26 protein-coding genes are annotated in these 25161 nt (G+C 60.7%); 14 read left to right on the top strand and 12 right to left on the bottom strand.

Features of this window, described 5'->3' with window-relative positions; genetic code table 11:
* Positions 1-21: 21 nt before the first annotated feature.
* Positions 22-684, bottom strand: a complete 663-nt coding sequence (locus ACZ9H3_RS16385) for a glutathione S-transferase family protein (RefSeq protein WP_454240502.1) — start codon at positions 682-684, stop codon at positions 22-24.
* Between the two features lie 144 nt (positions 685-828).
* Here ACZ9H3_RS16385 and ACZ9H3_RS16380 point away from each other — a divergent pair, with 144 nt between their 5' ends.
* From ACZ9H3_RS16380 to ACZ9H3_RS16370, 3 genes are all read left to right on the top strand, one after another.
* Positions 829-1116 carry a hypothetical protein gene (locus ACZ9H3_RS16380; RefSeq protein ID WP_330522183.1) on the top strand — a complete coding sequence of 96 codons (288 nt, stop codon included), beginning with the start codon at positions 829-831 and terminating at the stop codon, positions 1114-1116.
* Between the two features lie 69 nt (positions 1117-1185).
* On the top strand, positions 1186-1434 hold the full coding sequence (locus tag ACZ9H3_RS16375) for a TIGR02647 family protein (RefSeq protein ID WP_065758046.1): 249 nt from the start codon (positions 1186-1188) through the stop codon (positions 1432-1434).
* 200 nt (positions 1435-1634) lie between these two features.
* On the top strand, positions 1635-4472 hold the full coding sequence (locus ACZ9H3_RS16370) for a class I adenylate cyclase (RefSeq protein ID WP_476221539.1): 2838 nt from the start codon (positions 1635-1637) through the stop codon (positions 4470-4472).
* Positions 4473-4479: 7 nt separating this feature from the next.
* Here ACZ9H3_RS16370 and rnk read toward each other — a convergent pair whose 3' ends face one another.
* The 3 genes from rnk to cyaY form a co-directional block, all read right to left on the bottom strand.
* On the bottom strand, positions 4480-4890 hold the full coding sequence (gene rnk / locus ACZ9H3_RS16365) for a nucleoside diphosphate kinase regulator (protein WP_065758048.1): 411 nt from the start codon (positions 4888-4890) through the stop codon (positions 4480-4482).
* 144 nt (positions 4891-5034) lie between these two features.
* The gene (locus tag ACZ9H3_RS16360; protein WP_065758049.1) at positions 5035-5256 is read right to left on the bottom strand and encodes a DUF1289 domain-containing protein; all 222 of its coding nucleotides are present in this window, start codon (positions 5254-5256) and stop codon (positions 5035-5037) included.
* 1 nt (position 5257) lies between these two features.
* Positions 5258-5590, bottom strand: coding sequence for an iron donor protein CyaY (gene cyaY, locus ACZ9H3_RS16355; RefSeq protein ID WP_065758050.1), 333 nt, complete (start codon positions 5588-5590; stop codon positions 5258-5260).
* Positions 5591-5767: 177 nt separating this feature from the next.
* On the opposite strand from cyaY, the gene lptM reads away from it, so the two are divergent.
* From lptM to ACZ9H3_RS16325, 6 genes are read left to right on the top strand one after another with little or no spacing between them, the layout of a single operon-like run.
* Positions 5768-5905, top strand: coding sequence for an LPS translocon maturation chaperone LptM (gene lptM, locus ACZ9H3_RS16350; RefSeq protein WP_009395706.1), 138 nt, complete (start codon positions 5768-5770; stop codon positions 5903-5905).
* Between the two features lie 9 nt (positions 5906-5914).
* On the top strand, positions 5915-7162 hold the full coding sequence (gene lysA / locus ACZ9H3_RS16345; RefSeq protein ID WP_099773280.1) for a diaminopimelate decarboxylase: 1248 nt from the start codon (positions 5915-5917) through the stop codon (positions 7160-7162).
* Between the two features lie 4 nt (positions 7163-7166).
* Entirely contained in the window at positions 7167-7997 is an 831-nt protein-coding gene (gene dapF, locus ACZ9H3_RS16340) for a diaminopimelate epimerase (RefSeq protein ID WP_065758052.1), read from the top strand.
* Positions 7998-8010: 13 nt separating this feature from the next.
* Complete coding sequence (locus ACZ9H3_RS16335; protein ID WP_065758053.1) at positions 8011-8745, top strand: DUF484 family protein; 735 nt, start codon at positions 8011-8013, stop codon at positions 8743-8745.
* A gap of 2 nt (positions 8746-8747) precedes the next feature.
* Complete coding sequence (gene xerC, locus ACZ9H3_RS16330; RefSeq protein WP_065758054.1) at positions 8748-9647, top strand: tyrosine recombinase XerC; 900 nt, start codon at positions 8748-8750, stop codon at positions 9645-9647.
* Positions 9644-10339, top strand: coding sequence for an HAD family hydrolase (locus tag ACZ9H3_RS16325; RefSeq protein WP_065758055.1), 696 nt, complete (start codon positions 9644-9646; stop codon positions 10337-10339). Before xerC ends, ACZ9H3_RS16325 begins: the two co-directional genes overlap by 4 nt.
* Positions 10340-10395: 56 nt before the next feature.
* On the opposite strand, the gene sutA is transcribed toward ACZ9H3_RS16325, so the two are convergent.
* The 3 genes from sutA to glnK form a co-directional block, all read right to left on the bottom strand.
* Positions 10396-10716: a transcriptional regulator SutA gene (gene sutA / locus ACZ9H3_RS16320; RefSeq protein ID WP_065758056.1), complete on the bottom strand. Its 321-nt coding sequence runs from the start codon at positions 10714-10716 to the stop codon at positions 10396-10398.
* Positions 10717-11183: 467 nt separating this feature from the next.
* Positions 11184-12515, bottom strand: a complete 1332-nt coding sequence (locus ACZ9H3_RS16315) for an ammonium transporter (RefSeq protein ID WP_476221533.1) — start codon at positions 12513-12515, stop codon at positions 11184-11186.
* A gap of 41 nt (positions 12516-12556) precedes the next feature.
* Entirely contained in the window at positions 12557-12895 is a 339-nt protein-coding gene (gene glnK / locus ACZ9H3_RS16310) for a P-II family nitrogen regulator (protein ID WP_002555808.1), read from the bottom strand.
* 408 nt (positions 12896-13303) lie between these two features.
* On the opposite strand from glnK, the gene ACZ9H3_RS16305 reads away from it, so the two are divergent.
* A complete protein-coding gene (locus tag ACZ9H3_RS16305) occupies positions 13304-13579 on the top strand; it encodes an accessory factor UbiK family protein (protein WP_065758058.1) in 276 nt (91 codons plus the stop codon).
* Between the two features lie 127 nt (positions 13580-13706).
* On the opposite strand, the gene ACZ9H3_RS16300 is transcribed toward ACZ9H3_RS16305, so the two are convergent.
* From ACZ9H3_RS16300 to ACZ9H3_RS16290, 3 genes are all read right to left on the bottom strand, one after another.
* Positions 13707-14153 (bottom strand): ester cyclase, encoded by a 447-nt coding sequence (locus ACZ9H3_RS16300; RefSeq protein ID WP_476221530.1) that lies wholly within the window; start codon positions 14151-14153, stop codon positions 13707-13709.
* 117 nt (positions 14154-14270) lie between these two features.
* A complete protein-coding gene (locus ACZ9H3_RS16295) occupies positions 14271-14996 on the bottom strand; it encodes a cache domain-containing protein (protein WP_099773276.1) in 726 nt (241 codons plus the stop codon).
* Positions 14993-15748 carry a FadR/GntR family transcriptional regulator gene (locus ACZ9H3_RS16290; protein WP_102053477.1) on the bottom strand — a complete coding sequence of 252 codons (756 nt, stop codon included), beginning with the start codon at positions 15746-15748 and terminating at the stop codon, positions 14993-14995. Before ACZ9H3_RS16290 ends, ACZ9H3_RS16295 begins: the two co-directional genes overlap by 4 nt.
* A gap of 244 nt (positions 15749-15992) precedes the next feature.
* Between ACZ9H3_RS16290 and ACZ9H3_RS16285 the strand changes: the two genes are divergently transcribed.
* The 4 genes from ACZ9H3_RS16285 to ACZ9H3_RS16270 all read left to right on the top strand — a co-directional run bounded on the left by ACZ9H3_RS16285 (position 15993) and on the right by ACZ9H3_RS16270 (position 22280).
* Positions 15993-17486: an aldehyde dehydrogenase gene (locus tag ACZ9H3_RS16285; protein ID WP_476221526.1), complete on the top strand. Its 1494-nt coding sequence runs from the start codon at positions 15993-15995 to the stop codon at positions 17484-17486.
* Positions 17487-17541: 55 nt separating this feature from the next.
* Entirely contained in the window at positions 17542-19020 is a 1479-nt protein-coding gene (locus ACZ9H3_RS16280) for an APC family permease (protein WP_065758065.1), read from the top strand.
* Between the two features lie 193 nt (positions 19021-19213).
* Complete coding sequence (locus ACZ9H3_RS16275; protein ID WP_330522174.1) at positions 19214-20707, top strand: YifB family Mg chelatase-like AAA ATPase; 1494 nt, start codon at positions 19214-19216, stop codon at positions 20705-20707.
* Positions 20708-20849: 142 nt separating this feature from the next.
* Positions 20850-22280, top strand: a complete 1431-nt coding sequence (locus ACZ9H3_RS16270; protein ID WP_476221523.1) for a mechanosensitive ion channel domain-containing protein — start codon at positions 20850-20852, stop codon at positions 22278-22280.
* Here ACZ9H3_RS16270 and amaA read toward each other — a convergent pair.
* Together amaA and amaB are read right to left on the bottom strand one after the other, a co-directional pair.
* Entirely contained in the window at positions 22277-23563 is a 1287-nt protein-coding gene (gene amaA / locus ACZ9H3_RS16265) for an L-pipecolate oxidase (protein WP_476221521.1), read from the bottom strand. The two genes, ACZ9H3_RS16270 and amaA, sit on opposite strands and share 4 nt — an antisense overlap.
* Positions 23564-23670: 107 nt before the next feature.
* The gene (gene amaB, locus ACZ9H3_RS16260) at positions 23671-25161 is read right to left on the bottom strand and encodes an L-piperidine-6-carboxylate dehydrogenase (RefSeq protein WP_065759790.1); all 1491 of its coding nucleotides are present in this window, start codon (positions 25159-25161) and stop codon (positions 23671-23673) included.

Raw genomic sequence — 25161 nt, 5'->3', positions numbered from 1 at the left:
GCACGGCGAGCCTGTTTCAACTCAGCGCTTGCCGCTGCGAATCATCTCGAGGAAGGCGGGCATCTGCGCTTCCTTGTCCGCTGCGATCTTCTGCACATGCGGGCTCTCCTTGAGCCGGGCGAACAGCGCCTTGGCCTGCGGGAAGTCTTCCAGCAAGTCCTGACCAAATATCTTGAGGCCGACACCGCGCGCCAGATCGACACTGTAGAAGAAATACAGGTCGGCCAGAGTCAGCGTGTTACCAGCAACGTAAGGCGAGAACACGCCGTTGCGCTTGAGGGTATCAAGCCCCGCCAACAGTTCGCCCTTGGCCTTTTCCTTGATGACCGCGTCCACCTGCATGCCGAAAAACGCCTCGGGGTAACAAGCCCGTGCCGGCAGTTCGATATACAGCTCGATTTCCTTGGCCAGCTCGCGCACCTTGGCACGCGCATAGGCCTCGGCAGGCAGCAAGGCATGCTCAGGATGCACCTGCTCGATGTACTCGAGGATCACGCTGGTCTCACTGATAAAGCCGTGCTCGGTTTCCAGTACCGGGACCTTGCCGCGCGGGCTGACCTGCAGAGCGTCATCGCTCTGGCCACCGTTGAACGGCACCTCTTCAAAGGGCAGGCCCTTTTCCAGCAGTGCCAGTTTGACCATGTTGTAGTAGTTGCTGACTGCAAAACCATGAAGCTTGAGCATGAAAACAGCCTCCAGGCCGTAAGGAGTTGGCCCGGGGTGTTATAGAACGATTGGCCTGGACTGACCAGCATCATGGATCGTGTCGATACTGCGACATGACCTGTGCGCTCATGGCAAACTGCAAGCTCAACGCGAGGAATCACCATGAGCGAACAGAACAAAATCGACAGCGACGACGAAGAAGCCTTCGCCGAAGCCACCCTGACCCAGGCCATCGAGAATCAGATCGAGTCCGGTGAGCCACCGGCCGCCAAGGCGGCTTTCAACAAGCTGACGCTGGTGGGCTATGAGCGCGAAGAAATTCTCAACCTGATGGCTCATGTACTGGCTATCGAGATTGACGCCATGCTCGATGAAGACCGTGCATTCAACACCGAATGGTACGAAACTGCCCTGCGCGCACTGCCCGAACTACCGCCGGAAAAAGACTGAACTACACTCCAAAGCCAGGCATCCGTTACCAAGGTGCCAACCGCAAATTCAGGAAATGTCGGAGTACCTATGTCATTTACCCCCGAGTTGGTTGCCGAACTGGAAATACTTGCACTGTTCAACCTGGCCAATACCCAGGAAGGCCTGAAAATTCACACCAAGACGGCAGCGCCCCAAGCCATTGCCGCCGCCAAACGCCTGCATGACAAGGAACTGATCACCCAACCCGATGGCGGTTACCTGACCAGCCTGGGCCTGGACGCCGCCGAGCATGCACAGCAGCTGCTGACCATCCTTAACGTGACCGAAACAGCCTGAATACCCGCCGACACCTTCACCGGCAAGCCTCACGCGCCAGCGTCTTGCACGGCCTTCGGGCCGTACACGACGCTGCACCGCCCACGAAAAAATGGCGTCAAAAACCAAATACGGCTTAAACCGACTGCATTACTAGGGCTAAACTCGCCAGTGCTAACTGACGTTCCCTTGTCGAGCCTGTAGGCCGGTTTGAATCCATAATGAACCACCCCTATGAAATCCGCCCGGACCTGGATGCAGGCATCGACCGCAAGGTGCTCAATCAGTTGCGCGCGCGTTTTCTGCGCCTGAACGAAGGTCGCCTGGCACGCGCAATGGACGGTTTGTCGAGCAGACAGCAACTCGTCCTTAACCTGCTACCGCTGCTCTTCCACGTCAATCACCCACTGTTTCCCGGCTATGTATCAGGCTCTACCCCAGCGGGTGTCTCTGGTTACGAGCCCGATGCACAGCAGTTGGCTGAAGCGCAGCGCCTGACGCGCTCGTTCAGCTACAGGCCTCGCCACGGCAACCCGCCACGCCCCATTCATGGGCTGTTCCTGATGGGCAGCCTCGGCACCCTGGCCCAGGCCGAACAAAGCGACATGGATGTGTGGGTATGCCACGCTTGCGACCTGGACGACACCGCCCTGGCCGAGCTGCGCAAGAAGTGCACGTTGCTGGAGATCTGGGCCGCCAGCCAGGGCGCCGAAGCACACATGTTCCTGATCGACCCGCAGCGATTCGTTCAGGGCGAACGCAACACCAGGCTCAGTTCGGAAGATTGCGGCACCACTCAGCATTACCTGCTACTTGATGAGTTCTACCGCACCGCCATCTGGCTGGCCGGCCGCACACCGCTTTGGTGGCTGGTACCTGTGCACGAAGAAGCGCGCTATGCCGAATTCACCCGCACGCTGCTGTCCAAACGGTTTGTCCGCGAAGAAGAGGTTCTGGATCTTGGCCATATGGCCCATATCCCGGCCGGCGAGTTCATCGGTGCCGGGCTCTGGCAGTTGTACAAAGGGATTGAGTCGCCCTACAAATCTGTACTTAAACTGCTACTGACCGAAGCCTATGCCAGCGAGCATCCACAGGTACACTGCCTCAGCCTGCAGTTCAAACAGGCCGTGTTCGCCAACCGCCTGGACCCAGACGAACTCGACCCCTACGTGATGGTTTACCGGCGCATCGAGCGCTACCTGAAGGCCAGCGGCGACAGCCAACGGCTGGAGCTGGTGCGACGCAGCCTGTACCTGAAGGTCAACAAGAAACTCAGCAACCTGGCACGCCAGCGCGTGAGTGGCTGGCAACGCGAGCAGCTTGCACGCCTTTGCCAGGAATGGGGTTGGGACGAACGCCAATTGGCCCTGCTCGACAGCCGCAGCCAATGGAAAGTTCGTCAGGTCGAGAGCGAGCGGCGGGTGCTGGTCGATGAGTTGAACTACGGCTACCGCTTTCTCAACCAGTTCGCACGCAGCCAACAGGCGAGCAATCGCATCGACCAACGCGACCTCAACGTGCTTGGCCGACGCTTGCATGCAGCTTTCGGGCGCCGTGCTGGCAAAGTCGACTTCATCAACCCAGGCGTGGCCCCTGACCTGGCTGAAGACACCCTGACGCTGGTCCAATCAAGTACCGGCAACGCACCGGAGCGGGTTCAATGGACACTCTACAGCGGCAACCTCGGCCCGCAGGAATGGGAGCACTTCGCCCCGATCAAACGGTGCCGCGGGTTACTTGAACTGCTGACCTGGGCCCATCGCAATGGCGTGATCGACAGCAGTACGCGGCTAGCGCTGTATCCAGGCAGCAGCGACCTGAGCGAGTACGAGCTGTTCAACCTGCTCGGCAGCCTGCAGCACAGCGTAGCCCTGCCACTGCCCCGTGTCAGTGAGGAACGCCTGCTACAACCCAGCGTAGCCGAGGAGGTGCTGTTGCTGGTGAATGTCGGCATCGACCCACTGCGCCAACACCGCGACCTGAACATCCTGATGACCACCGAGCGTACCGACTCGCTGAGCTACGCTGGCGTGCGCGAGAACCTGGTACTGACCCTCGACCAGGTCACACTCAACAGTTGGAACGAAGTGCAGGTTCAACGCTATGACGGCGAACATGCCCTGCTGCGCTGCCTGCGCGATTACCTGAGCAGCCTTGAGCGCGGCGCACCTGCGCCACGCTTGAGGGTACGCTGCTTCTGTCATAACCGGGCCCAGGCCATTGCCCTGCGTGTCGAAGAAGTGTTCATGAGCGCTCAGGCACTCCTGGAGCAACCCCTCGAGTACCGCTACCTGATTCAGGTTCAGCAGCATACCCACGTGCTCAACCTGCAACCTGGCGCAACCGAAATAGCCACACTGAACGACCACGCGGCCCTTCTGGCGTATCTGGGCCAGGAGCGGAGCAGTTACAGCCACCTGCACCTGGATGCCAATGCACTGCAGGAGCATGACCTGGCACAAGTGCTTGCGCTTGGCCAGCCGCACGCCCTTCAGGTGTTCTACCGCCTGTGGGATGACTGGGCCGATGTCTACGTGCTGGATGAACATAACGTGTTGTGGCAGCAACGCCTGCCGATGCATGACGAGAGCAGCCTGCTGCTGCCGTTGCAGCGCTTCCTGCAGGCGGTGGTTTTTCGTCAGAACGCGCGCCGGCCACTGGCGCAAGGCTCGCTGGCAATCCATTACTACCAGATTATGCCCTCGGGCGGAGGCCGAGCGCGCCGGGTCGAACCCCGCCCCGCGCCACAGGACAACAGCGGCAGGTTTTTCTACGACGTACAGGCGATCCTACAGACGAGCGCAACCGAGTCAGCCCACGTCACGCTGTACTGTAATCAAAAGGAATTTTCAGCGCTCGACCATGGCGACCAACTGTATGCCATGGTTGCGCGCGAGATCGTCGAGCAGCGCCGTGAAGCTGCGCCCTACCGCTGCTACATCACTGACCTGGACCTGTCCGACCTGCTCGCTGAAAGCCCAGGTTCAAGCATCCGCTACCTGCGCTACAAGGACGAACTGGAGGCGCGCCTGAACGACGCCATGGCCCTGCTCTAAGCCAGGTTCAGAGGTCAAAGTCACCAGCGGCTTCCGGCTGGTACTCAACCTCCAGCAGCTTGAGCTTGAGGGTCTTGCCGCCCGGTGCTGGCCAATCGATCTGCTCGCCGACCGACAGGCCCAGCAATGCGCAGCCAATCGGCGCCAGGATCGATACGCTGCCTTCGGCACCCGCATCCTTCGGGTAGACCAGGGTCAGGTGATAGTCCTTGCCACTGGCTTCCTCACGGCAATGCACGCGGGAGTTCATGGTCACCACACCGGCCGGGACCTCCTCGTGACCGACCACCTGCTCGGCGCGGTCCAGCTCGTCCTGCAAGGCGAGCACACCCGGCACGTTTTCGTCGAGGCTATCGATCAAACGCTCAAGACGTTGTACGTCCAATCGGGTGAGGATAAGGGAAGGCTTGGTGCTCATGATCCAGTCAGACTCCTTTTTCTAGGCGATATAAAGAAAAACCCCGCCCAAGGGCGGGGTTTTCAGGAATTCGGCAGTGCCGATATACGTTCGACACTACCACAGCCCGGCAAATACACAAGAGGGGAGGCAGGCAGCCCTGGCTCAGCGAGCCTCGGCCTGGGTGCGCCGGGCACCTGCTTCGCGGCAAATCTGACGACGCTGCTCGTCATCCGCCGAACGCCACTGGCGAATATCCTCTACATGCCGGAAACAACCCAGGCAGACCTTCTGCTCATCGAGCCGGCACAGGCTGATACACGGCGAAGGCACCGCCGGGCTGACATTGCTGTACAGCGGCTTGGCCGGTTTGCTGGCAACACTCATTTCAAATCTCGTCGAAGTCGAGCTTCTCGCCAGACTGCTCAAAGACGATGCGCACCAGCATTTCGCCCAACAGTTCGTCAGTGGTATCGCACATCCACTTCTTGCTTTCCGGGTCGTAGTCGAAATGGAAACCGCCGCTACGGGCAGCCAGCCACAGCTGACGCAAAGGCTCCTGCCGGCTGAAGATCAACTGGCTGCCATTATCGAACTTGATGGTCAGGACACCGGCCGAATTTTCCATGTCCAGGTCCAGGCCGCTTTCGTCGAACAGGTCTTCCAGCGCCTGCTGGGTGGCATCGACCAGGTCATGAAAACGTGCTTCGCTCAAACTCATTGCAAGAACCTCGAAATTTTCTGCTCACGCGCAAGCCGGGCACGATACGAGGCCAGCGCGACGAATGCAAAGGATACCGACCACCGCCCCTGTCCGATGGCGGGCAAGCCACATAGGCAAGGCGCTGGGCGCTCGGTATACTCGGGCGCAATACTGCTTATTTCAAAGGATTTCGCCATGAAGCGCCTGATCTCCTCCCTCGCGGCGCTCGTCGCGGTTGCCTGCCTCGTCTCCGCCTGTGGTCAAAAGGGTCCTCTGTACCTGCCTGACGACAGCAAAGATGGCAAAAAATCGCAATCGCACCAGCACCAGTAAGGGAACCCCATGGACGCTTTCAGCTACCGCGAAGGTGAACTGTTCGCGGAAGACGTAGCGCTGTCAGCCATCGCCGCGCGCTTCGCAACGCCGACGTACGTCTACTCGCGCGCCCATATCGAAGAGCGCTACCGCAGCTATACCGATGCCCTGGAAGGCGTATCGCACCTGGTCTGCTTTGCAGTCAAGGCGAACTCCAACCTGGCCGTGCTGAACGTGCTCGCCCGCTTGGGCGCAGGCTTCGACATCGTCTCCGGCGGTGAGCTGGAACGCGTTCTGGCCGCTGGCGGACGCGCCGACCGCGTGGTGTTCTCCGGCGTCGGCAAGACCCGTGAAGACATGCGTCGGGCCCTGGAAGTCGGCGTACACTGCTTCAACGTCGAGTCCACTGACGAACTGGAACGCCTGCAGGTCGTCGCCGCCGAGATGGGCGTACGCGCGCCGATTTCGCTGCGGGTCAACCCTGACGTCGATGCCGGTACCCACCCGTACATTTCCACCGGGCTGAAAGAGAACAAGTTCGGCATTGCCATCGCCGATGCCGAGGCCGTCTATCTGCGCGCAGCTCAACTGCCGAACCTGGAAGTGGTGGGTGTCGACTGCCATATCGGTTCGCAGCTGACCACCCTCGCCCCGTTCCTCGACGCACTCGACCGCCTGCTGGCGCTGATCGACCGCCTGGCCGAATGTGGCATCCACCTGCGTCACCTGGACCTGGGTGGTGGTGTTGGTGTGCGTTACAACGACGAACAGCCACCGCTTATTGCCGACTACATCAAGGCCGTACGCGAGCGTGTCGGCGAACGTGACCTGACCCTGGTCTTCGAGCCGGGTCGTTACATCGTCGCCAATGCCGGCGTGCTGCTGACCCGTGTCGAGTATCTCAAGCACACGGAACACAAGGATTTCGCTATCGTCGATGCGGCGATGAACGACCTGATCCGCCCAGCCCTGTATCAAGCCTGGATGGACGTGACGGCCGTGCAGCCGCGTGCGGGCGAGCCACGCACCTATGACGTGGTCGGACCGATCTGCGAAACCGGCGACTTCCTGGCCAAAGCGCGTCAACTGAACCTGGCCGAGGGCGACCTGCTGGCTGTGCATTCAGCGGGTGCCTATGGCTTTGTCATGAGCTCGAACTACAACACCCGTGGCCGCTGCGCCGAAGTTCTGGTCGATGGCGACAAGGCCTTTGAAGTGCGTCGTCGCGAGACCGTAGCCGAACTGTTCGCAGGCGAAAGCCAGTTGCCGGAGTAACCCCATGCTGCTGCGTTTTACCAAAATGCATGGCCTGGGCAATGACTTCATGGTCCTCGACCTGGTCAGCCAGCATGCACACATTCTGCCCAAGCACGCCAAGCAATGGGGCGACCGGCATACCGGTATCGGCTTCGATCAGTTACTGATCGTCGAAGCACCGAGCAATCCGGACGTGGACTTTCGCTACCGGATCTTCAACGCCGACGGCTCCGAAGTAGAACAGTGCGGTAACGGTGCACGTTGCTTCGCCCGCTTCGTGCTGGACAAACGCCTGACCGCCAAGAAACAGATCCGCGTCGAAACCCGTAGCGGCGTCATTGAGCTCAATGTCCGTAGCGATGGGCAGATCTGTGTCGACATGGGCCCACCACGGCTGGTCCCGGCCGATATTCCGTTCCAGGCCCCCGAACAAGCCCTGAGCTATTCGGTGGATGTGGACGGCCAGCAGGTCGAAATGGCCGCCGTCTCCATGGGCAACCCGCACGCCGTGCTGCGTGTCGATGACATCAACCAGGCACCGGTACATACCCTGGGGCCGAAGATCGAACACCACCCACGCTTCCCGCAACGTGTGAATGTCGGCTTTATCCAGGTCATTGATCGGCACCGCGCACAACTGCGGGTCTGGGAACGTGGCGCCGGGGAAACCCAGGCCTGCGGTACCGGCGCCTGCGCTGCTGCAGTGGCCGCGATCAGCCAAGGCTGGATGGATTCACCCCTGCTTATCGACCTGCCAGGCGGGCGCCTGTCGATTGAATGGGCAGGACCTGGCCACCCGGTGATGATGACCGGGCCGGCCGTGCGCGTTTTCGAAGGACAGGTTCGTCTATGAGTGAGTATCAGCCATGACCGATCAGCCCCAGGCCCCCGTCGAACACCCCGCCCCGAGTGATCAGGGCATGACACCGGCCCTTGGGGCCGAGGCCGTGGCCGCCTACTTGCGCGCCAACCCGGCATTTTTCACCGAGCATGATGAACTGCTGGTGGAACTGCACGTCCCTCACCAGCGTGGCGATAGCGTCTCGCTGGTCGAGCGCCAGCTCAAGCTCCTGCGTGATCGCAACATCGAGATGCGCCATCGCCTGTCACAGCTGATGGACGTCGCCCGCGACAATGACCGCCTGTTCGACAAGACCCGCCGCTTGATCCTCGACCTGCTCGATGCCAACAGCCTCGAGGAAGTGGTCATGGCCGTCGAAGACAGCCTGCGCCAGGAGTTCAAGGTGCCGTTTGTCAGTCTCATACTGTTCAGTGACAACGCCACTTCGGTGGGCCGCTGGGTCAACAGTACCGAGGCCCAACAAGCCATTGGCAGCTTGCTCTGCGGCGGCAAGACCGTCAGCGGCTCGCTGCGCGACCATGAGCTGGACTTCCTGTTCGGTGAAGAGCAGCGTAAAGAAGTCGGCTCCAGCGCCGTCGCCGTACTCAACCATCAGGGCCTGCATGGCGTGCTGGCGATCGGCAGCCGAGATCCGCAGCACTACAAGAGCAGTGTCGGCACCCTGTTCCTGGGCTACATTGCCGAAGTCCTGGGCCGTGTCGTTCCACGCTTCACGCAAACCCTGCGTTCGGTGCGCTAACCATGCAACGCCAGTTGGACGCGTTCTGTGCATACCTGCGTAACGAACGTCAGGTGTCACCGCATACCCAACTGGCCTACCGGAGCGACCTCGACAATGTCCTGGCGTACTGCGCCAAGGCCGGCATCAACAGCTGGAACGACCTGCAGATCCAACAGCTGCGTCAGTTCGTTGCCCGTCAGCATCAACACGGGCAGTCCTCACGTAGCCTGGCCCGCATGCTCTCGGCCGTGCGCGGTTTCTATCGCTACCTCAACCGTGAAGGGTTATGCAGCCACGACCCGGCCACCGGTCTGTCGGCCCCCAAAGGCGAGCGGCGCCTGCCCAAGACCCTGGACACCGACCGCGCCCTGCAATTGCTCGACGGAGCCGTTGAAGACGACTTCATCGGCCGGCGCGATCAGGCCATCCTGGAGTTGTTCTACTCCTCCGGGCTGCGCCTGTCGGAGCTGACCAGCCTGAACATGGAGCAACTGGACCTCGCCGCAGGCCTGGTACAGGTGCATGGCAAAGGCAGCAAGACCCGCGTACTGCCGGTGGGCCGCAAAGCCCGCGAGGCCCTGCAACAGTGGTTCAAATTGCGCGGCATGAGCGCGCCTGAAGATGGCGCGGTGTTTGTCACCCGCCAGGGCCGTCGCCTTGGCCGTCGGGCGATCCAACTGCGGGTACAAGCCGCCGGCGTAAGGGAGCTGGGGCAAAACCTGCACCCACACATGTTACGGCACTCTTTTGCCAGCCACCTGCTGGAGTCCTCCCAAGACCTGCGCGCCGTCCAGGAAATGCTCGGCCATGCCGACATCGCCACCACGCAGATCTACACTCACCTGGACTTCCAACACTTGGCTGCGGTTTACGACAGCGCCCATCCACGGGCCAAGCGCAGTAAGGACAGCGACACATGAGTATCGAGCTGATCACCTTCGACCTGGACGACACCCTGTGGGACACCGCCCCGGTTATTGTCAGCGCCGAAGCCGTACTGCGAGACTGGCTGGCGGCCAATGCCCCCAACCTGGGCCCCGTGCCGGTCGAGCACCTGTATGCCATTCGCGAGCGCCTGGTACAGGCCGAACCGGGGCTCAAGCACCGCATCAGCGCACTACGGCGTCGGGTGCTGTTCCATGCACTGGAAGAGGTTGGCTACAGTGAGGCGCACGCCCGGGAGCTGGCCAACGAGGGCTTTGAAGTCTTCCTGCATGCCCGCCATCAAATCGACATTTTCCCGGAAGTGCAGCCGGTGCTGGAATTGCTCTGCCGTCACTACAGCTTGGGCGTGGTCACCAACGGCAACGCCGATGTGCGCCGCCTGGGGCTGGCCGACTATTTCAAGTTCACCTTGTGCGCAGAAGACCTGGGCATCGGCAAACCCGACCCGCAGCCCTTCCAGGAAGCCCTTCGCCGTGGCCAGGTAGAAGCCAGTGCGGCGGTACATATTGGCGATCACCCCGGCGACGACATCGCAGGCGCCCAACAAGCAGGCCTGCGGGCGATCTGGTTCAACCCTCAAGGCAAGACCTGGGAGGCCGAACAACACCCGGATGCCGAAATCCAGCGCCTGTCGCAGCTTCCTGAAATCCTGTCCCGCTGGCGCTAAAACAGCGCACACAAAAAAGCCCGCAGCGACAGCGGGCTTTTTGTTACGACAACCACTCAGATAGGGCGGCTACCGTATTTGTTGTCCGGCTTCTTGGGCGGGTCAGCGACCACATTCGGCTCAACTTCCTGCACCTTGCCACCGCGAGCCAGGAACTCTTCCATGGCCTTGGCCAAGGCATCACGCTCTTTCTGCTTGGCTTCCATGCTTGGCATCTCGTCAACCGAGACAGCCGCCTTGGATTTGCCTTTGGCGACCGGTACGGGACTGTCGTCACTGTCGTCTGCCACGTCTTCGGCAGCGGCTTCCAGGCCTTCGTCGCCTTCGTCTTCGTCGCCTACTTCGAGGTCATCATTTTCCAGATCGTCGTCGCTCATGTTCTACCTCATGACTTGCGAAAAGCACATTAGTTATGGACCCGCGGCGCAAATAGCGCAGCCGCCGGGCAAAATTCAAAGGTGATGAAGCCCCATCACCTGCAACGCTCGCCCTACCGGCAAGCGCCATGCGAGCCCGACACACACCGAGCCCGACAAAAAGTAAAGAGCCACCGGCGACACCGAGCCGGCCCACCCTGGCGTCATGGGCATGCCCATTGACAAGCCTAGCAAAGGGTACCGAAGTGTGCGGACCACTGATAAGCACCCTTCGGCGCGCATTCTAGCGTGCTGTGGGAAAAAACAAAGTGTCTAAATATCCTTGTTGCCTGTAAGTCTTGTGCTTAAGGGCAAACGCTTCAGGGCAGTACCTGCGCAAGTATTTGAGGAAACCGTTTGCGTGTAATTTCCGGCTCAAATCGCAGGCAAAAAAATGCCCGGCGAACCGGGCAGATTTTTTCTGGCGATTACAGTGCGTAACCACGCTCGTTGTGCTGAGCCAGGTCGAGGCCGACCGACTCTTCTTCTTCGTTGACCCGCAGGCCCATGACCAGGTCCAGAACCTTGAGGATCACGTAGGTGGCGATTGCGGTGTAAATCACGGTAAAGCCTACGCCCTTGGCCTGAATCCAGACTTGCGCAGCGATATCCTCGACGGTGCCGAAACCACCCAGGGAAGGCGCGGCAAACACACCGGTCAGGAGCGCGCCGACAATACCGCCGATACCGTGTACACCGAAGGCATCCAGCGAGTCGTCATAGCCCAGTTTGCGCTTGAGGCTGGTAGCGCAGAAGAAGCAGATCACCGAAGCCACCAGGCCGATCACCAGCGCCCCCATCGGGCCTACGGTGCCAGCGGCCGGGGTGATGGCTACCAAGCCTGCAACCACACCCGAAGCGATACCCAGAGCGCTTGGTTTACCGTGCGTCAGCCACTCGGCAAGCATCCAGCCCAGCGCAGCGGCGGCAGTGGCAATCTGGGTGACCAGCATGGCCATACCGGCGGTGCCATTGGCGGCGGCGGCAGAGCCGGCGTTGAAGCCGAACCAGCCGACCCAGAGCATGGCCGCGCCCATCAGGGTGTAACCCAGGTTGTGGGGCGCCATTGGGGTGATCGGGAAGCCTTTACGCTTGCCCAGCACCAGGCAAGCCACCAGGCCGGCGATACCGGCGTTGATATGCACCACGGTGCCGCCCGCGAAGTCCAGCACGCCCCAGTCCCACATCAGGCCGCCGCTGCCACTCCAGACCATGTGCGCAATCGGCGCATAGATCACGGTGAACCAGATGGCCATGAAGATCAGCATGGCCGAAAACTTCATGCGCTCGGCAAAGGCACCGACAATAAGAGCCGGCGTAATGATCGCGAAGGTCATCTGGAAGGTGATGAACACGGCTTCCGGAAACAACGCCGTCGCGGAGGTGAGGCTCGATGGCGTCACACCGGCGAGGAACGCCTTGGACATGCCGCCGACGAAAGAATTGAAGTTGACTACGCCCTGTTCCATACCGGTGGTATCGAACGCCATGCTGTAGCCATAAACGACCCAGAGAATGCTGATCAGGCCAGTGATCGCGAAACACTGCATCATCACCGACAGGACGTTCTTGGACCGCACCATGCCGCCGTAAAACAGCGCCAGGCCGGGGATGGTCATGAACAGCACCAAGGCTGTAGAGGTCAACATCCAGGCGGTATCGCCGGAGTTGAGCACAGGTGCTGCGTCCTCTGCCAGGGCCAGGCCAGGCATTACGAGGGACAAAAGGGCTCCTAGCCCTGCGAACTGACGCAGAGTCATGATGTTATCTCCTGGGGCGTTGGGTTTGGGGCGGCTTTTTGTTAGATCGCGTCGGTATCGGTTTCGCCGGTACGAATACGGATAGCCTGTTCCAGATTCACCACAAAGATCTTGCCGTCACCGATCTTGCCGGTATTGGCCGCCTTGGTGATGGCTTCGATGACCCGGTCCAGATCCTTGTCGTCAATGGCGACATCAATCTTCACTTTGGGCAGGAAATCGACCACATACTCCGCACCGCGATACAGCTCGGTGTGGCCTTTCTGCCGACCGAAACCTTTGACTTCGGTAACGGTAATGCCCTGCACGCCGATTTCAGACAACGACTCGCGCACGTCGTCCAATTTGAACGGCTTGATGATGGCAGTGACTAGCTTCATGAAACTTTCTCCCGAATTGGTGGACTTGCCCCAGGAAAACAAACCCGACTCAAGTCTAAGCGCAGCGCTTGGCTTTGTAACGCGTCGTCGACCACTCATCCTCAAGCCGACGCCACAAACCACGTCTTACGAAACACGTCCTTCGCTCCATTTGCGCACTGCATCGTCACAGCGACAGCATCGGTGCATGGGTCACAGAGGTCTAAGCAGAAACCTTGCCATGTCCGACAAATTCACCAATTACAACGACTTACGGCAACCCGGTCAGTTTGGCCATTCGCCAGCAAGGTTCGGACGCACAACTACGGTGCGCGGCATTGCGCCGCGATGCGCAAAAAGTGTGCAATGCGAGCCCGGTTTCCTTGCGTGATACACTGCCGGCCTTGTGGAATTTTCTGGATACTGCCCATGCTCGCGCCCAAAGCCTTTCTCGATGCCCTAAGCGACCAGGCCTCGCGCCTTTTCAGCAGCGACACCTCACAGCCTCGCAGTGAACTGGAAAGCCAGTTCAAGGCGCTGCTGCAAAGCGGTTTCAGCAAGCTTGAACTGGTCAGCCGCGAAGAGTTCGACAGCCAGATGGTGGTACTGGCCCGTACCCGCGCCCGCCTGGAGGCGCTGGAAGCCAAAGTGCTGGAACTGGAAGCGCGGATGACCCCGCCGGTAGAAACAGCCACCGAGCAGTAATCACCCACGCGCAGCGGCTGAGACCGAGCCTGCTCCGTGGGAACAAGGCTTGCCTGCGATAGCGTCTAAGCGCTGCGAAGTTGAGTACGCAGCGCGTAGATGCTGGCAAGCCCCGCTCGCGGCCCGCTTACCAGCCCAACTGTTTGTTGAACGACAACGCATCGTAGTAATCATGCTGCGTCGCGATCTTGCCATCCTTCAGGCGGATGAAGCTGACCCCTTTGAAACTCAACGGCTTGTTGGTCGCAGGGGTTTCAGGTGCCCAGGCACCGGTGTTATGGCCATCGAACTGCCATTCAAAGGCAATGTTGTCGCCTTCAATGATCGGCTCGCCAACCATCTGCCACTTCAAATCCGGCACGGCATCGATAAACAGCTTGATGACTTTATCCCGGGCCGTTTCCCGGCCGACTTGAGGGATCCCTACGGACGCATCCAGAAACTCCCCGTTTTCAGCAAAGTACTGCGCCGCCGCATTGGGGTCATGCTTGTTCCAGGCACTCATGTAAGCATCGATGATGCTCCGGGTGCTCTGTTTTTCCGCTGCAATCGACAACTGGGCGAACAAGAGCATGCAAAGGAGGCTAACGAGACGTATCGACAGTCGACGCATGGTATTTCCTCTTCGATTATTGCTGTTGTGGTAGAAACGGAAACAGGTATCAGTGGTGCGTTGAGGGTAGGCCACGGCCTATCGCGGCGTTGGCAGTTCAACCAATGACCACTCGATCGATAACGGTTCAAGCTTTCGCACGTTGGCAGCTGCAGGGCGGCTGGCAATGTTCCCCACGAACCAGTTGGCCGAATTGGCGGCAACGATTCGGCCTTCAGCATTGATGATGAACGCCTCGTTCTTCATCCGCAGCAGGCACCGGGTGAGCAACTGATCGAATTCGTGCAGGGCGATATCCGCTGCGGCAACGCCGACAAAATGCCCCTTGGCAACAATCGGAACGGAGAAGGCCAGTATGTAAAGCTCTGTACCGTACAGGTCCACGAACGGCCCCTCGACCGACGCTTCACCCGTCAGCTTGGGGCGCGTAAACCAAGGCATGCCCTGGTAATTGTAGAAGCTCTCGCTTTGACGATTGAAGTTCAGCATCATCGGGGCGACTTTGCCGCTGGAGGGGCGGTAGAACCACTCAAGAAACAATTCTTGGTCCGCAAGCTCACCCGGCTCCAGCACCACCCCCGTCCCGTGGATATAGCTGTCGTTTGCCAACAGCCGCGCTTCAATGGTCGCCTGAAGAAAAGCGAGGTCTTTGGAGGTCGGCTTCCGCCCTTCGGCATCCAGCGCCTCCCAGACCGTTACCACTTCCCCGGCCAAGCTGTTCAATTGCTCGAACAGGGTGCAGAAGATCGCTTCCAATCGCTGGGCACACTGATGAAGCTCTTCGTTTTGTTCGACTGTGATCATGGTGATGTAGCCTCTTGCAGCTCAAGCAGTGCGTAGCGCAAATCCATCAGGCGTTTTATGCCCTCTTTGACATGAGCCTCTGTCAGCGCACTGGCCAGATTAGACTCACCGGCCATCACGGCCTGCAGGATCGCCCGGTGCTCCGCAATGACCGTACTCTTGTGAGCGTCCGCCATAGAGATCCATAGCAACTCGCCCATTTGGGACTGAAGGCGCATTTCTGCGTGCGTCAATCGCACCGACTGCGCAGCAACCGCAACCTCGATATGAAATCGTGCATCCGCCCGGCGAAGCTCGCTTCGGGTCGTGGCCTCTTGGAGCGCCGTCACGAAATGCTCCAGCCTTTGATGCTGGGCACTGGTAGATCGGCTGGCCGCCAAGCCTGCGGCAGTAGCCGAAATAGCGATTTGCTCGTCGCACAGGTCGCGAAGCTCCAGCGAACTCATCGCACTGAGCCTGGCCTTGAGGAAGTCATCGGAAACCTCCACAGGGGCACAGACGAAACTGCCGCCGTTTCTGCCGCGCTTGGTTGCAACAACACCCCGCTGACGCAAAATCGCCAACGCGTCGCGCAATGTCACGGTCGCCACGCCGAAGCGAGTCGCCAGTTCACTCTCACTGGGCAACTGCTCACCTTCACCAATCAGCCCCAGCTCAATGACCTCGATCAGTCGGCGAGCCACTTCCTCGGGCTTGCCCTCCTGGCTGACTTGCAACAGGGACAGGCGGTTCACTTTGTTCAGTTGAGTCATCTACTCGCCACTAAAAATATGAAACCAGTTTTCTTTTAGCCATATCGGCTTAAAAACTCAACAGGAATGCACAAGCCAAACAAAAATCAGTCGCTCAAATGTCGTTTTTAGGCAAAAACGACAGGTCAATTGGCAGGCTCAAATTCATAAGATATGGTTTTAAATGTTTACTAGGCAGCCCGGCTCCGCGACTCACCGATAGCGCTGAGGGGCCATTGGCATCGACACAGAGGAATGGCAGATCATGACGAATCCAACGCTAAGCACATGGGAAACCCGGGCACGAGAACTGAAGATAGAAGGGCGGGCCTTTGTCGGTGGGGAATACACCCACGCGATCGAAGGCGGAACGTTTGACTGCCTGAGCCCGGTCGACGGTCGACTGCTGACCAAAGTCGCCAGTTGCACGGCCGCCGACGCCGACCATGCTGTCAGCGTTGCTCGCGCCACGTTCAATTCTGGCGTCTGGTCGCGCATGGCGCCAGCGGACAGGAAGCAGATCATGGTGCGCTTCGCCGACCTGCTGATGGCCAACGCCGACGAGTTGGCGCTGTTGGAAACCCTGGACATGGGCAAGCCGATCAGCGACTCACTGGCGGTCGATGTGCCGCAAGCAGCGCAAGCGCTGAGCTGGAGCGGCGAAGCGATCGACAAGATCTACGACGAAGTGGCAGCAACCCCCCATGATCAATTGGGCCTGGTAACACGCGAACCGGTCGGTGTCGTGGTTGCCATCGTGCCGTGGAACTTCCCGTTGATGATGGCCTGCTGGAAACTGGGCCCGGCCTTGGCCACCGGCAACTCGGTAATCCTCAAACCCTCGGAAAAATCACCGCTGACCGCCATTCGCATTGCCCAGCTGGCGATTGAAGCCGGCATTCCGGCGGGCGTGCTGAACGTATTGCCAGGCTTCGGCCACACCGTCGGCAAGGCGCTGGCCCTGCACATGGATGTCGACACACTGGTGTTCACCGGCTCAACCAAAATCGCCAAGCAACTGATGATCTATGCTGGCGAATCCAACATGAAACGCGTCTGGCTCGAAGCCGGCGGCAAAAGCCCGAACATCGTCTTCGCCGATACCCCGGACCTGCAAGCCGCTGCCGAGTCTGCTGCCGCAGCCATCGCCTTCAACCAGGGCGAAGTGTGCACCGCCGGCTCGCGCCTGCTGGTAGAACGTTCGATCAAGGACGCCTTCCTGCCACGGGTGATCGAGGCCCTCCAGTACTGGAAGCCAGGCAACCCACTGGACCCGGCGACCACCGTTGGCGCGCTGGTCGACACCCAGCAGATGAACACCGTCCTCTCGTACATCGAGTCGGGCCATACCGAGGGCGCCAAACTGGTAGCCGGCGGCAAGCGCATCTTGCAGGAAACCGGTGGTACCTACGTTGAACCGACCATCTTCGACGGCGTCAGCAACGCCATGAAGATCGCTCAGGAAGAGATCTTTGGCCCCGTGCTGTCGGTGATCGCCTTCGACAACGTCGACGATGCCATCCGGATCGCCAATGACACCCCGTACGGCCTGGCCGCGGCCATCTGGACCGCCGATATCTCCAAAGCCCACCTGACCGCCAAGGCCTTGCGCGCCGGTAGCGTCTGGATCAACCAATACGACGGCGGCGATATGACCGCGCCCTTCGGTGGTTTCAAACAGTCGGGCAATGGCCGTGACAAGTCGCTGCATGCCTTCGACAAGTACACCGAACTGAAGGCCACCTGGATCAAGTTGTAAGGCAGCAAGACAACAGCAAAAACAGCCGGCAGGACACACTTTTCAGGACAACAACATGAACAGCTCTGAATTTTCCATGGCTGATAGCGATGCCGCCCAGTTAAGGGCGCTTGGCTACACGTCCAACTTTGAAAGAAGCATGAGCCTCTGGGAAAACTTTGCCCTGGGCTTCACCTACCTCTCCCCGGTGGTCGGCGTCTATACGCTGTTCGGCCTGTGTTTGGCGGCGGGCGGGCCGCCAATGTTCTGGTCGTACCTACTGGTCGGTCTCGGGCAAATGCTGGTGTGCCTGATCTTCTGCGAAGTCGTTTCGCAATTCCCGATCTCCGGTGGCGTTTATCCGTGGGCGCGTCGCCTGGTGGGCAAGCGCTGGGCCTGGATGGTGGGCTGGATCTATTCCGTCTCATTGTGCGTGACCATTGCTGCCGTATCGCTGGGCGCAGGGCCCTACATAGCCGCCATGCTGGGCTTCGAGCCCAGCCCGGTGACCAACACCCTGATCGCACTGGCGCTCACCGCAATGGCCACCGTGCTGAACCTGAGCGGGACCAGCCTCTTGGCAAAAGTGGCCATGTTCGGCTTTATCTGCGAACTGCTGGGCGCCATTGTCATCGGTGGCTACCTGCTGATCTTCGAGCGTCACCAGCCGTTCTCGGTGCTGTTCAATACCTTCGACATCAGCATCGACGGCAGCTACTGGCCCGCATTCCTGACCGCATCGCTGGCAGGCATGTTCCTCTACTACGGCTTTGAAGCGTGCGGCGACGTCGCGGAAGAAACCCCCAACCCGAGCAAACGCATTCCCAAGGCCATGCGCATGACCATCTACATTGGTGGTGGTGCCGCGATTTTTGCGGCACTGGCACTGATTCTGGCGGTCCCGGACATCGCCAAGGTGCTCTCGGGCGATGACAAAGACCCGATGTCCACCATCATGGCCAATGCGTTCGGGCCAACCGGATGGCGCGTCGTGACTGCGGTCATCACCATCTCCTTCGTGTCGTGCGTACTGAGCTTGCAGGCTGCCGCCAGCCGGTTGCTCTACTCCTTTGCACGGGACGAAATGGTCATGGGCAGCAATGTACTCAAGCGTCTTTCGCCGACGACACGTGTGCCAACGGCTGCACTGATCACCTGCGGTGTGATCCCGGCATTCATCGTCTGCGCAGGCTTCTTCTTGGAGAACGCCATCGCGATCGTCGTCAGCTTCGCAGCCATTGGCATTTACCTGTCCTTCCAGATGATCGTGGGCGGGGCGCTGTTCGCTCGAATCCGCGGCTGGAAACCAGCAGGTCAATTCACCCTTGGCGGTTGGGGCTGGATCGTGAACATCCTGGCGCTGGTCTACGGCTTGCTGGCGGTCGCCAACATGTCCTGGCCACGTACCCCGGAGGCGCCTTGGTACAGCAACTACGGCATCTTGCTGACCGCCGCCGTCGTGATCGTCTTCGGCTTGCTCTACATGACCCTGTTCAAGCCATACGACAAAGGCACGGCGCCGTTTGCCGATGCGTGGGAGCTACACAAAAAGTAGCGCCTTGGTACGCTTAAAAAACGAAGGCCTTGCAGCAATGCACGGCCTTCGTTGTTTTTCGGGGCCGGTATCAGACGTGACCTGCTACCTGCCCCGCAATCTCCAGCATCACTCTACATCCGGCATCCCTGCCCTACCCCACTATCCTTGCCTTAGCCGCAGGACGCGGCCCCGTACTGATCATGGAGCGAACATGTCTCTTGCTATCGTTCACAGCCGCGCCCAGGTTGGCGTGCTGGCCCCGGCCGTTACCGTCGAGGCGCACCTGGCCAACGGCCTGCCCACGCTCACCCTGGTTGGGCTACCCGAAGCCACGGTCAAGGAAAGCAAAGACCGGGTACGCAGTGCGATACTCAACTCCAGCCTGGAGTTTCCTGCCCGACGAATCACGCTCAACCTCGCCCCTGCCGACCTGCCCAAGGATGGCGGACGCTTCGACCTGGCCATCGCGCTGGGCATTCTCGCTGCCAACGGGCAGATCCCCATCATGGCGCTGCATGACGTGGAGTGCCTTGGCGAACTGGCGCTGTCCGGGGCGATTCGCCCGGTGCAGGGTGTGTTGCCAGCAGCGCTGGCCGCACGCGATGCCGGACGGGCGCTGGTGGTGCCGAAGGAAAATGCCGAAGAAGCCTGCATGGCCTCCGGGCTCACCGTATTCGCCGTCGAACACCTGCTGGAACTGGTCGGGCATTTCAACGCTCAGGAGCCGCTCTCGCCTTACCGCGCCAACGGCCTGATCCTGCAAAGCCGGCCCTACCCCGACCTGAGTGAAGTGCAAGGCCAGATTGCCGCCAAACGCGCATTGCTGGTGGCCGCAGCCGGGGCGCATAACCTGCTGTTCAGCGGCCCGCCCGGCACCGGCAAGACGCTCCTCGCCAGCCGCTTGCCCGGCCTGTTGCCACCACTGGACGAGCGGGAAGCGCTGGAGGTAGCGGCGATCCAGTCGGTGGCCAGCCCGGTACCGCTGAACAGCTGGCCGCAGCGCCCGTTTCGCCACCCACATCACTCGGCCTCGGGGGCGGCACTGGTGGGCGGTGGCAGCCGACCGCAACCCGGTGAAATCACCCTGGCCCATCATGGCGTGTTGTTTCTCGATGAACTGCCGGAGTTCGAGCGGCGTGTACTTGAGGTGCTGCGCGAACCCCTGGAATCGGGCGAAATCGTGATCGCCCGGGCTCGTGACAAAATCCGTTTCCCGGCGCGCTTCCAACTGGTGGCGGCGATGAACCCCTGCCCCTGCGGCTACCTGGGCGACCCGAACGGGCGCTGCCGCTGCAGCAGCGAGCAGGTCCAGCGTTACCGCAACAAACTCTCCGGCCCGCTGCTGGACCGTATCGACCTGCACCTGACCGTTGCCCGCGAAGCCACGGCGCTGGCCCCAACCGTCCACAGTGACGACAACAGCGCCAACGCTGCCGCCCAGGTCGCCGCCGCCCGCGCACTGCAGCAACAACGCCAAGGCTGCGCCAACGCCTTCCTCGACCTGCCCGGCCTGCGCATGCATTGCCCGTTATCCACAACCGACGAACGCTGGCTGGAAAGCGCCTGTGAACGCCTGACCCTGTCATTACGCTCGGCCCACCGCTTGCTCAAAGTCGCACGCACCCTCGCAGACCTGGAGCAGGCCGAACAGATCAGCCGCACACACCTGGCCGAAGCCCTGCAGTATCGTCCGGCAACGCAGTAAGGCGAGCGCTTGGTAGCGATACAAAGACCGCGCACCGCCGGATACCTCACGGATGCTCTCGCACGCAAGCTTCCCCCAGATCGCTCTGGATTTCCCCGGATTCTGCTCTTTACTTTCAGCAGCTCACCGAGCCGAGACACGCATGTTTGAACTTATCCACAACTGGCCCTTGCTGATCGGCACGACCCTGCTGCTGATCGACCTGCTGCTTTGGCGCGCGATTCCGGCGGAGCGGCGCAATGCGCGTACGGCGGCACGCTTGCTGGCGTTTCTGTTGTTCAGCTGGGTGTTGATCAGTGCAGGGATGAGCCCACTGCAACCGGCCCCTTGGGTTGAGGATGCACCGCGCAATTTACTGGCAACCGTGCTGGAGATCGTCTGGTGGCTGTTCGCCGCGCGTACGTTGACGGTGGTGCTCGGGTTGATGTTGATTGCTCGCAGCGGGCATACCGGCCGGCTGTTGCAGGATGTGCTGGGAGCGGTCATTTTCCTGATCGCTATCGTTGCGGCGGCGGCCTACGTCATGCAGTTGCCGGTCAAGGGCCTGCTGGCCACCTCGGGCGCCATGGCGATCATCGTCGGCCTGGCCTTGCAGAGCACCCTGAGCGATGTGTTCTCCGGCATAGTGTTGAACACCACGCGGCCCTATCAAATCGATGACTGGATCTCGATCGACGGCACCGAAGGCAAAGTGCTGGATATCGACTGGCGCGCAACCCGTTTGCTCACGGCCAACGGCAGTATGGCGGTGATTCCGAACTCGCTGGCGGCCAAGGCCAAGCTGTTGAACTTCAGCCGCCCGAACGATGTTCATGGGGTATCGATCAGTGTCGTGGTGCCCTCGCAGATTCGCCCGCGACGCGTCCTCGATGCCTTGGAAAAGGCCCTGCAGGGCACCAGCGCCCTGCTCGCCATGCCCAGAGCCAAGGCCACGGTGAAGAGCGTCAGCCTGGAGTCGGTGGAGTACGAGGCCAGTGGTTTCGTCGCGGCCATGGACAAGAAAACCGACGTGCGCAATTACCTGTTCGACCTCGCCCACCGCCACCTGGAAGCCGCCGGGGTCAACTGGAACCCGGACGCCGTGCCCAAACCCTGGAGCCGTCAGCGCAGTTTGCTGGAAGATGTGCGCATTTTTCGCTCGCTGAGTGATGAGGAGAAGGACAGCCTGAGCCAACGCATGATGCCGGTTGAGTACCTGGCCGATCAGGTAATTCTGGGGCTCAATGAGGCCTCTGATTACCTGCTGGTGATCGGTACGGGGGTGGTCTCGGCGTCAATTCGCGACGGGGAGCGCAGTGTCGAAGCCGGACGGATGGGGCCGGGGGAAATTCTCGGTGCCGAGGGCCTGCTGGACGGCAACGACTCCAATGCGGAGTTCCGCAGCCTGACCAACTGCCTGCTCTACCGAATCGAGAAAACCGCCGTACGCAGTTGCCTGGAACAACGCGAAGAGGTGAAAAGCGCGCTGAGCAAGTTGCAGCGCCATCGTCAGCAAGCCAGCCAGTCGCTGTTGTTACAGCGACCGGCTGCGGTCAAGAAAGGCGGCTTCCTGAGCTGGCTAAAGCCGCACTAAAGCACGACTCGCAGGCACTGGCCGGCGTGGTACAGCGAGAACCCGGTCTCGTAGAAGCCGGTACGCAGCGAAGCGCCCGTCACCGGTTTCATCGGCGAGAATGGAATCGGCAGCTCGTCCGGGTTGTCCTTGAGCAGGTACTCGGCGAACGCCTTGCCAATCACTGTACCGGTGGTGTTGCCACGCCCGTTGTAGCCGGTTACCGCCACAATGCCCGGGGCCGGCTCGAATAGCCGCATCAGGTGATCGGGGGTGAAGTCGATGCAACCGGTCCAGTGCATTTCCCATTCAATCTTGCCCAGTTGCGGGAAGTAATGGCTCTGGATGCGGTCGGCCCAGCTGCGGATGAACCAGGTCGGTTTGTTGTCGACCCGCCCCAGGCTGCCCAGTAGCAGACGGCCCTGATCGTCACGACGAATGCTGCTGAGCACGGTGCGGGTATCCCAGGACCCCTGACCATGCTTGAGCACGTTGTCCGCTGCGGCACCGGTCAGCGGCACCGAGGCTACCTGATAGTAGTAACCACGGAAGAAGTTGCGCTGCAGGTCGGTCCAGTCACCTTCGGTGTAGGCACCGGTGGAGATGATGACCTTGTCGGCGCAGACCGAACCCTTGGCGGTCTTGACCCGCCAGGCGCTGCCTTCGCGCTCCAGCCCCTGAACTGCGGACTGCTGATGAATCTGCCCGCCCAGGCGCGCCACGGCAGCAGCCAGGCCACGGGTGTAACCCATCGGGTTGATGGTGCCGGCGCGGCGGTCGAGCAGCGCGGCGGAAATCTTGTCGGTACCGCAGTATTCCTGGCAACGAGCCCCGGTGAGCAGCTCGACGTCGGCACCACGGCGGCTCCATTGGGCATGCCGTGCCTCGAGATCGGCCACACCGTTGGCATTGTGTGCCATGTGCAGCGTGCCTTCGTTACGGGCCTGGCAATCGATGCCCAGACGCTTGATGGTGGCAAACACCTCGGCCGGCGCTTCACCGAGTACCTTGTTCAGGCGGCTGCCTTGTTGCTGGCCAAGGGTCGCTTCAACGTCATCCGGACGAATCCAGGTGCCTGCGTTGACCAGGCCAACGTTGCGTCCCGAGCCGCCGTGGCCGATCTTCCAGGCCTCCAGCAGCACCACGCGCTTGCCTTGCTCGAGCAAATGGATCGCAGCGGACAAACCTGTAATACCGCCGCCGATGATGCACACATCGGCCTTGATGTCCGCGCTCAACTCGGCAGACGGGGCCGCCGCCGGTGTAACGAACTCCCATAGACACTCTTGACGCAGGTCGGTCATGGTCGGCTCCGCTTTATTGATCTTTTTAGTCGGTGGAAACCCCATCGCCGGCAAGGCCTGCACCCATTAGAGGCTGGCGTTACCGGCGATGGAAGCCTGAGTGGCTATCAGTCGAACACAATACCCTGCGCCAGCGGAAGCTCACGCGAGTAGTTCACGGTGTTGGTCTGACGACGCATGTAGGCCTTCCAGGAATCGGAACCCGATTCACGGCCACCGCCTGTTTCCTTTTCGCCACCGAAAGCGCCACCGATCTCTGCACCGCTGGTGCCGATGTTGACGTTGGCGATGCCGCAGTCACTGCCGGCTGCACTCTGGAAGCGCTCGGCTTCACGCAGGTCGGTGGTGAAGATGCACGAGGACAGGCCTTGTGGCACTTCGTTGTTCAGCCGCAGGGCTTCTTCGAACTCGTCGTAGGCCAGCACATACAGAATCGGCGCGAACGTTTCGTGACGCACGACTTCACTCTGGGCCGGCATTTCGACAATGGCCGGGGCCACGTAGTAGGCGTTCGGGTAGTCCTGCTGCAGTTGGCGCTCGCCGCCAAATACCGTGCCGCCTTCGTCGCGGGCACGGGCCAGGGCGTCCTGCATGGCCTGGAAGGATTGCTTGTCGATCAGCGGGCCGACCAGGTTGTCCTTGCGTGGGTCGCCGATACGTACCTTGCCGTAGGCGGCTTTGACGCGTGCGACCACCTCGTCCTTGATCGAGCGGTGCACGATCAGGCGGCGCAGGGTGGTGCAACGCTGGCCAGCAGTACCAACGGCACTGAACAGGATGCCGCGAACAGCCAGGTCCAGGTCGGCGCTTGGCGCCAGGATCATGGCGTTGTTGCCGCCCAGCTCGAGGATGCTGCGACCGAAACGCGCGGCCACACGTGGGCCGACTTCGCGGCCCATGCGGGTGCTGCCGGTAGCACTGACCAAGGGTACGCGTGGGTCGTCGACCAGTACCTGGCCCGCTTCACGGTCACCAACGATCAACTGGCTGAGGCCTTCCGGTGCATCGCCGAAGGCTTTCAGGGCTTTCTCGAACAGTGCCTGGCAAGCCAAGGCCGTCAGCGGCGTCTTCTCCGACGGTTTCCAGACTACGGCGTTACCGCAGACCAGGGCCAGCGCAGTGTTCCACGCCCAGACTGCAACCGGGAAGTTGAACGCGCTGATCACGCCGACCACACCCAGCGGGTGCCAGGTTTCACGCATGTGGTGGCCTGGGCGTTCGGATGCGATGGTCAAACCGTACAGCTGACGCGACAGGCCAACAGCGAAGTCGCAGATGTCGATCATTTCCTGTACTTCACCCAGACCTTCCTGGGTGATCTTGCCCGCTTCGACAGACACCAGTTCGCCGAGCTGCGCCTTGTGCTCACGCAGCACTTCGCCGAACAGACGAATCAACTCGCCACGGCGTGGCGCTGGGACATTGCGCCAGGCCTGGAAGGCTTTTTCAGCCTGGTCGATCTTGCCCACGACCTGGGCTTTGCTCTCCAGGTGGACCGAGGCAATGACGCTGCCATCGATGGGGGTGTGAATGGGATGGTTGCCGTTGGTGTAGGCACTGGCCGGTACACCCAGGCGATCAAGCAGTCCATCAACCAT

The organism is Pseudomonas sp. TE3910 (genome assembly GCF_056279025.1).
Note: the sequence above shows the minus strand (reverse complement) of the source record. Positions and strands in the feature narration are given on the sequence as shown.

Bases quoted from the DNA above. Each gene is read 5' to 3' on its own strand.
- ACZ9H3_RS16385 (WP_454240502.1), bottom strand. From the start codon at position 684: ATGCTCAAGCTTCATGGTTTTGCAGTCAGCAACTACTACAACATGGTC.
- ACZ9H3_RS16380 (WP_330522183.1), top strand. From the start codon at position 829: ATGAGCGAACAGAACAAAATCGACAGCGACGACGAAGAAGCCTTCGCC.
- ACZ9H3_RS16375 (WP_065758046.1), top strand. From the start codon at position 1,186: ATGTCATTTACCCCCGAGTTGGTTGCCGAACTGGAAATACTTGCACTG.
- ACZ9H3_RS16370 (WP_476221539.1), top strand. From the start codon at position 1,635: ATGAACCACCCCTATGAAATCCGCCCGGACCTGGATGCAGGCATCGAC.
- rnk (WP_065758048.1), bottom strand. From the start codon at position 4,890: ATGAGCACCAAGCCTTCCCTTATCCTCACCCGATTGGACGTACAACGT.
- ACZ9H3_RS16360 (WP_065758049.1), bottom strand. From the start codon at position 5,256: ATGAGTGTTGCCAGCAAACCGGCCAAGCCGCTGTACAGCAATGTCAGC.
- cyaY (WP_065758050.1), bottom strand. From the start codon at position 5,590: ATGAGTTTGAGCGAAGCACGTTTTCATGACCTGGTCGATGCCACCCAG.
- lptM (WP_009395706.1), top strand. From the start codon at position 5,768: ATGAAGCGCCTGATCTCCTCCCTCGCGGCGCTCGTCGCGGTTGCCTGC.
- lysA (WP_099773280.1), top strand. From the start codon at position 5,915: ATGGACGCTTTCAGCTACCGCGAAGGTGAACTGTTCGCGGAAGACGTA.
- dapF (WP_065758052.1), top strand. From the start codon at position 7,167: ATGCTGCTGCGTTTTACCAAAATGCATGGCCTGGGCAATGACTTCATG.
- ACZ9H3_RS16335 (WP_065758053.1), top strand. From the start codon at position 8,011: ATGACCGATCAGCCCCAGGCCCCCGTCGAACACCCCGCCCCGAGTGAT.
- xerC (WP_065758054.1), top strand. From the start codon at position 8,748: ATGCAACGCCAGTTGGACGCGTTCTGTGCATACCTGCGTAACGAACGT.
- ACZ9H3_RS16325 (WP_065758055.1), top strand. From the start codon at position 9,644: ATGAGTATCGAGCTGATCACCTTCGACCTGGACGACACCCTGTGGGAC.
- sutA (WP_065758056.1), bottom strand. From the start codon at position 10,716: ATGAGCGACGACGATCTGGAAAATGATGACCTCGAAGTAGGCGACGAA.
- ACZ9H3_RS16315 (WP_476221533.1), bottom strand. From the start codon at position 12,515: ATGACTCTGCGTCAGTTCGCAGGGCTAGGAGCCCTTTTGTCCCTCGTA.
- glnK (WP_002555808.1), bottom strand. From the start codon at position 12,895: ATGAAGCTAGTCACTGCCATCATCAAGCCGTTCAAATTGGACGACGTG.
- ACZ9H3_RS16305 (WP_065758058.1), top strand. From the start codon at position 13,304: ATGCTCGCGCCCAAAGCCTTTCTCGATGCCCTAAGCGACCAGGCCTCG.
- ACZ9H3_RS16300 (WP_476221530.1), bottom strand. From the start codon at position 14,153: ATGCTCTTGTTCGCCCAGTTGTCGATTGCAGCGGAAAAACAGAGCACC.
- ACZ9H3_RS16295 (WP_099773276.1), bottom strand. From the start codon at position 14,996: ATGATCACAGTCGAACAAAACGAAGAGCTTCATCAGTGTGCCCAGCGA.
- ACZ9H3_RS16290 (WP_102053477.1), bottom strand. From the start codon at position 15,748: ATGACTCAACTGAACAAAGTGAACCGCCTGTCCCTGTTGCAAGTCAGC.
- ACZ9H3_RS16285 (WP_476221526.1), top strand. From the start codon at position 15,993: ATGACGAATCCAACGCTAAGCACATGGGAAACCCGGGCACGAGAACTG.
- ACZ9H3_RS16280 (WP_065758065.1), top strand. From the start codon at position 17,542: ATGAACAGCTCTGAATTTTCCATGGCTGATAGCGATGCCGCCCAGTTA.
- ACZ9H3_RS16275 (WP_330522174.1), top strand. From the start codon at position 19,214: ATGTCTCTTGCTATCGTTCACAGCCGCGCCCAGGTTGGCGTGCTGGCC.
- ACZ9H3_RS16270 (WP_476221523.1), top strand. From the start codon at position 20,850: ATGTTTGAACTTATCCACAACTGGCCCTTGCTGATCGGCACGACCCTG.
- amaA (WP_476221521.1), bottom strand. From the start codon at position 23,563: ATGACCGACCTGCGTCAAGAGTGTCTATGGGAGTTCGTTACACCGGCG.
- amaB (WP_065759790.1), bottom strand. From the start codon at position 25,161: ATGGTTGATGGACTGCTTGATCGCCTGGGTGTACCGGCCAGTGCCTAC.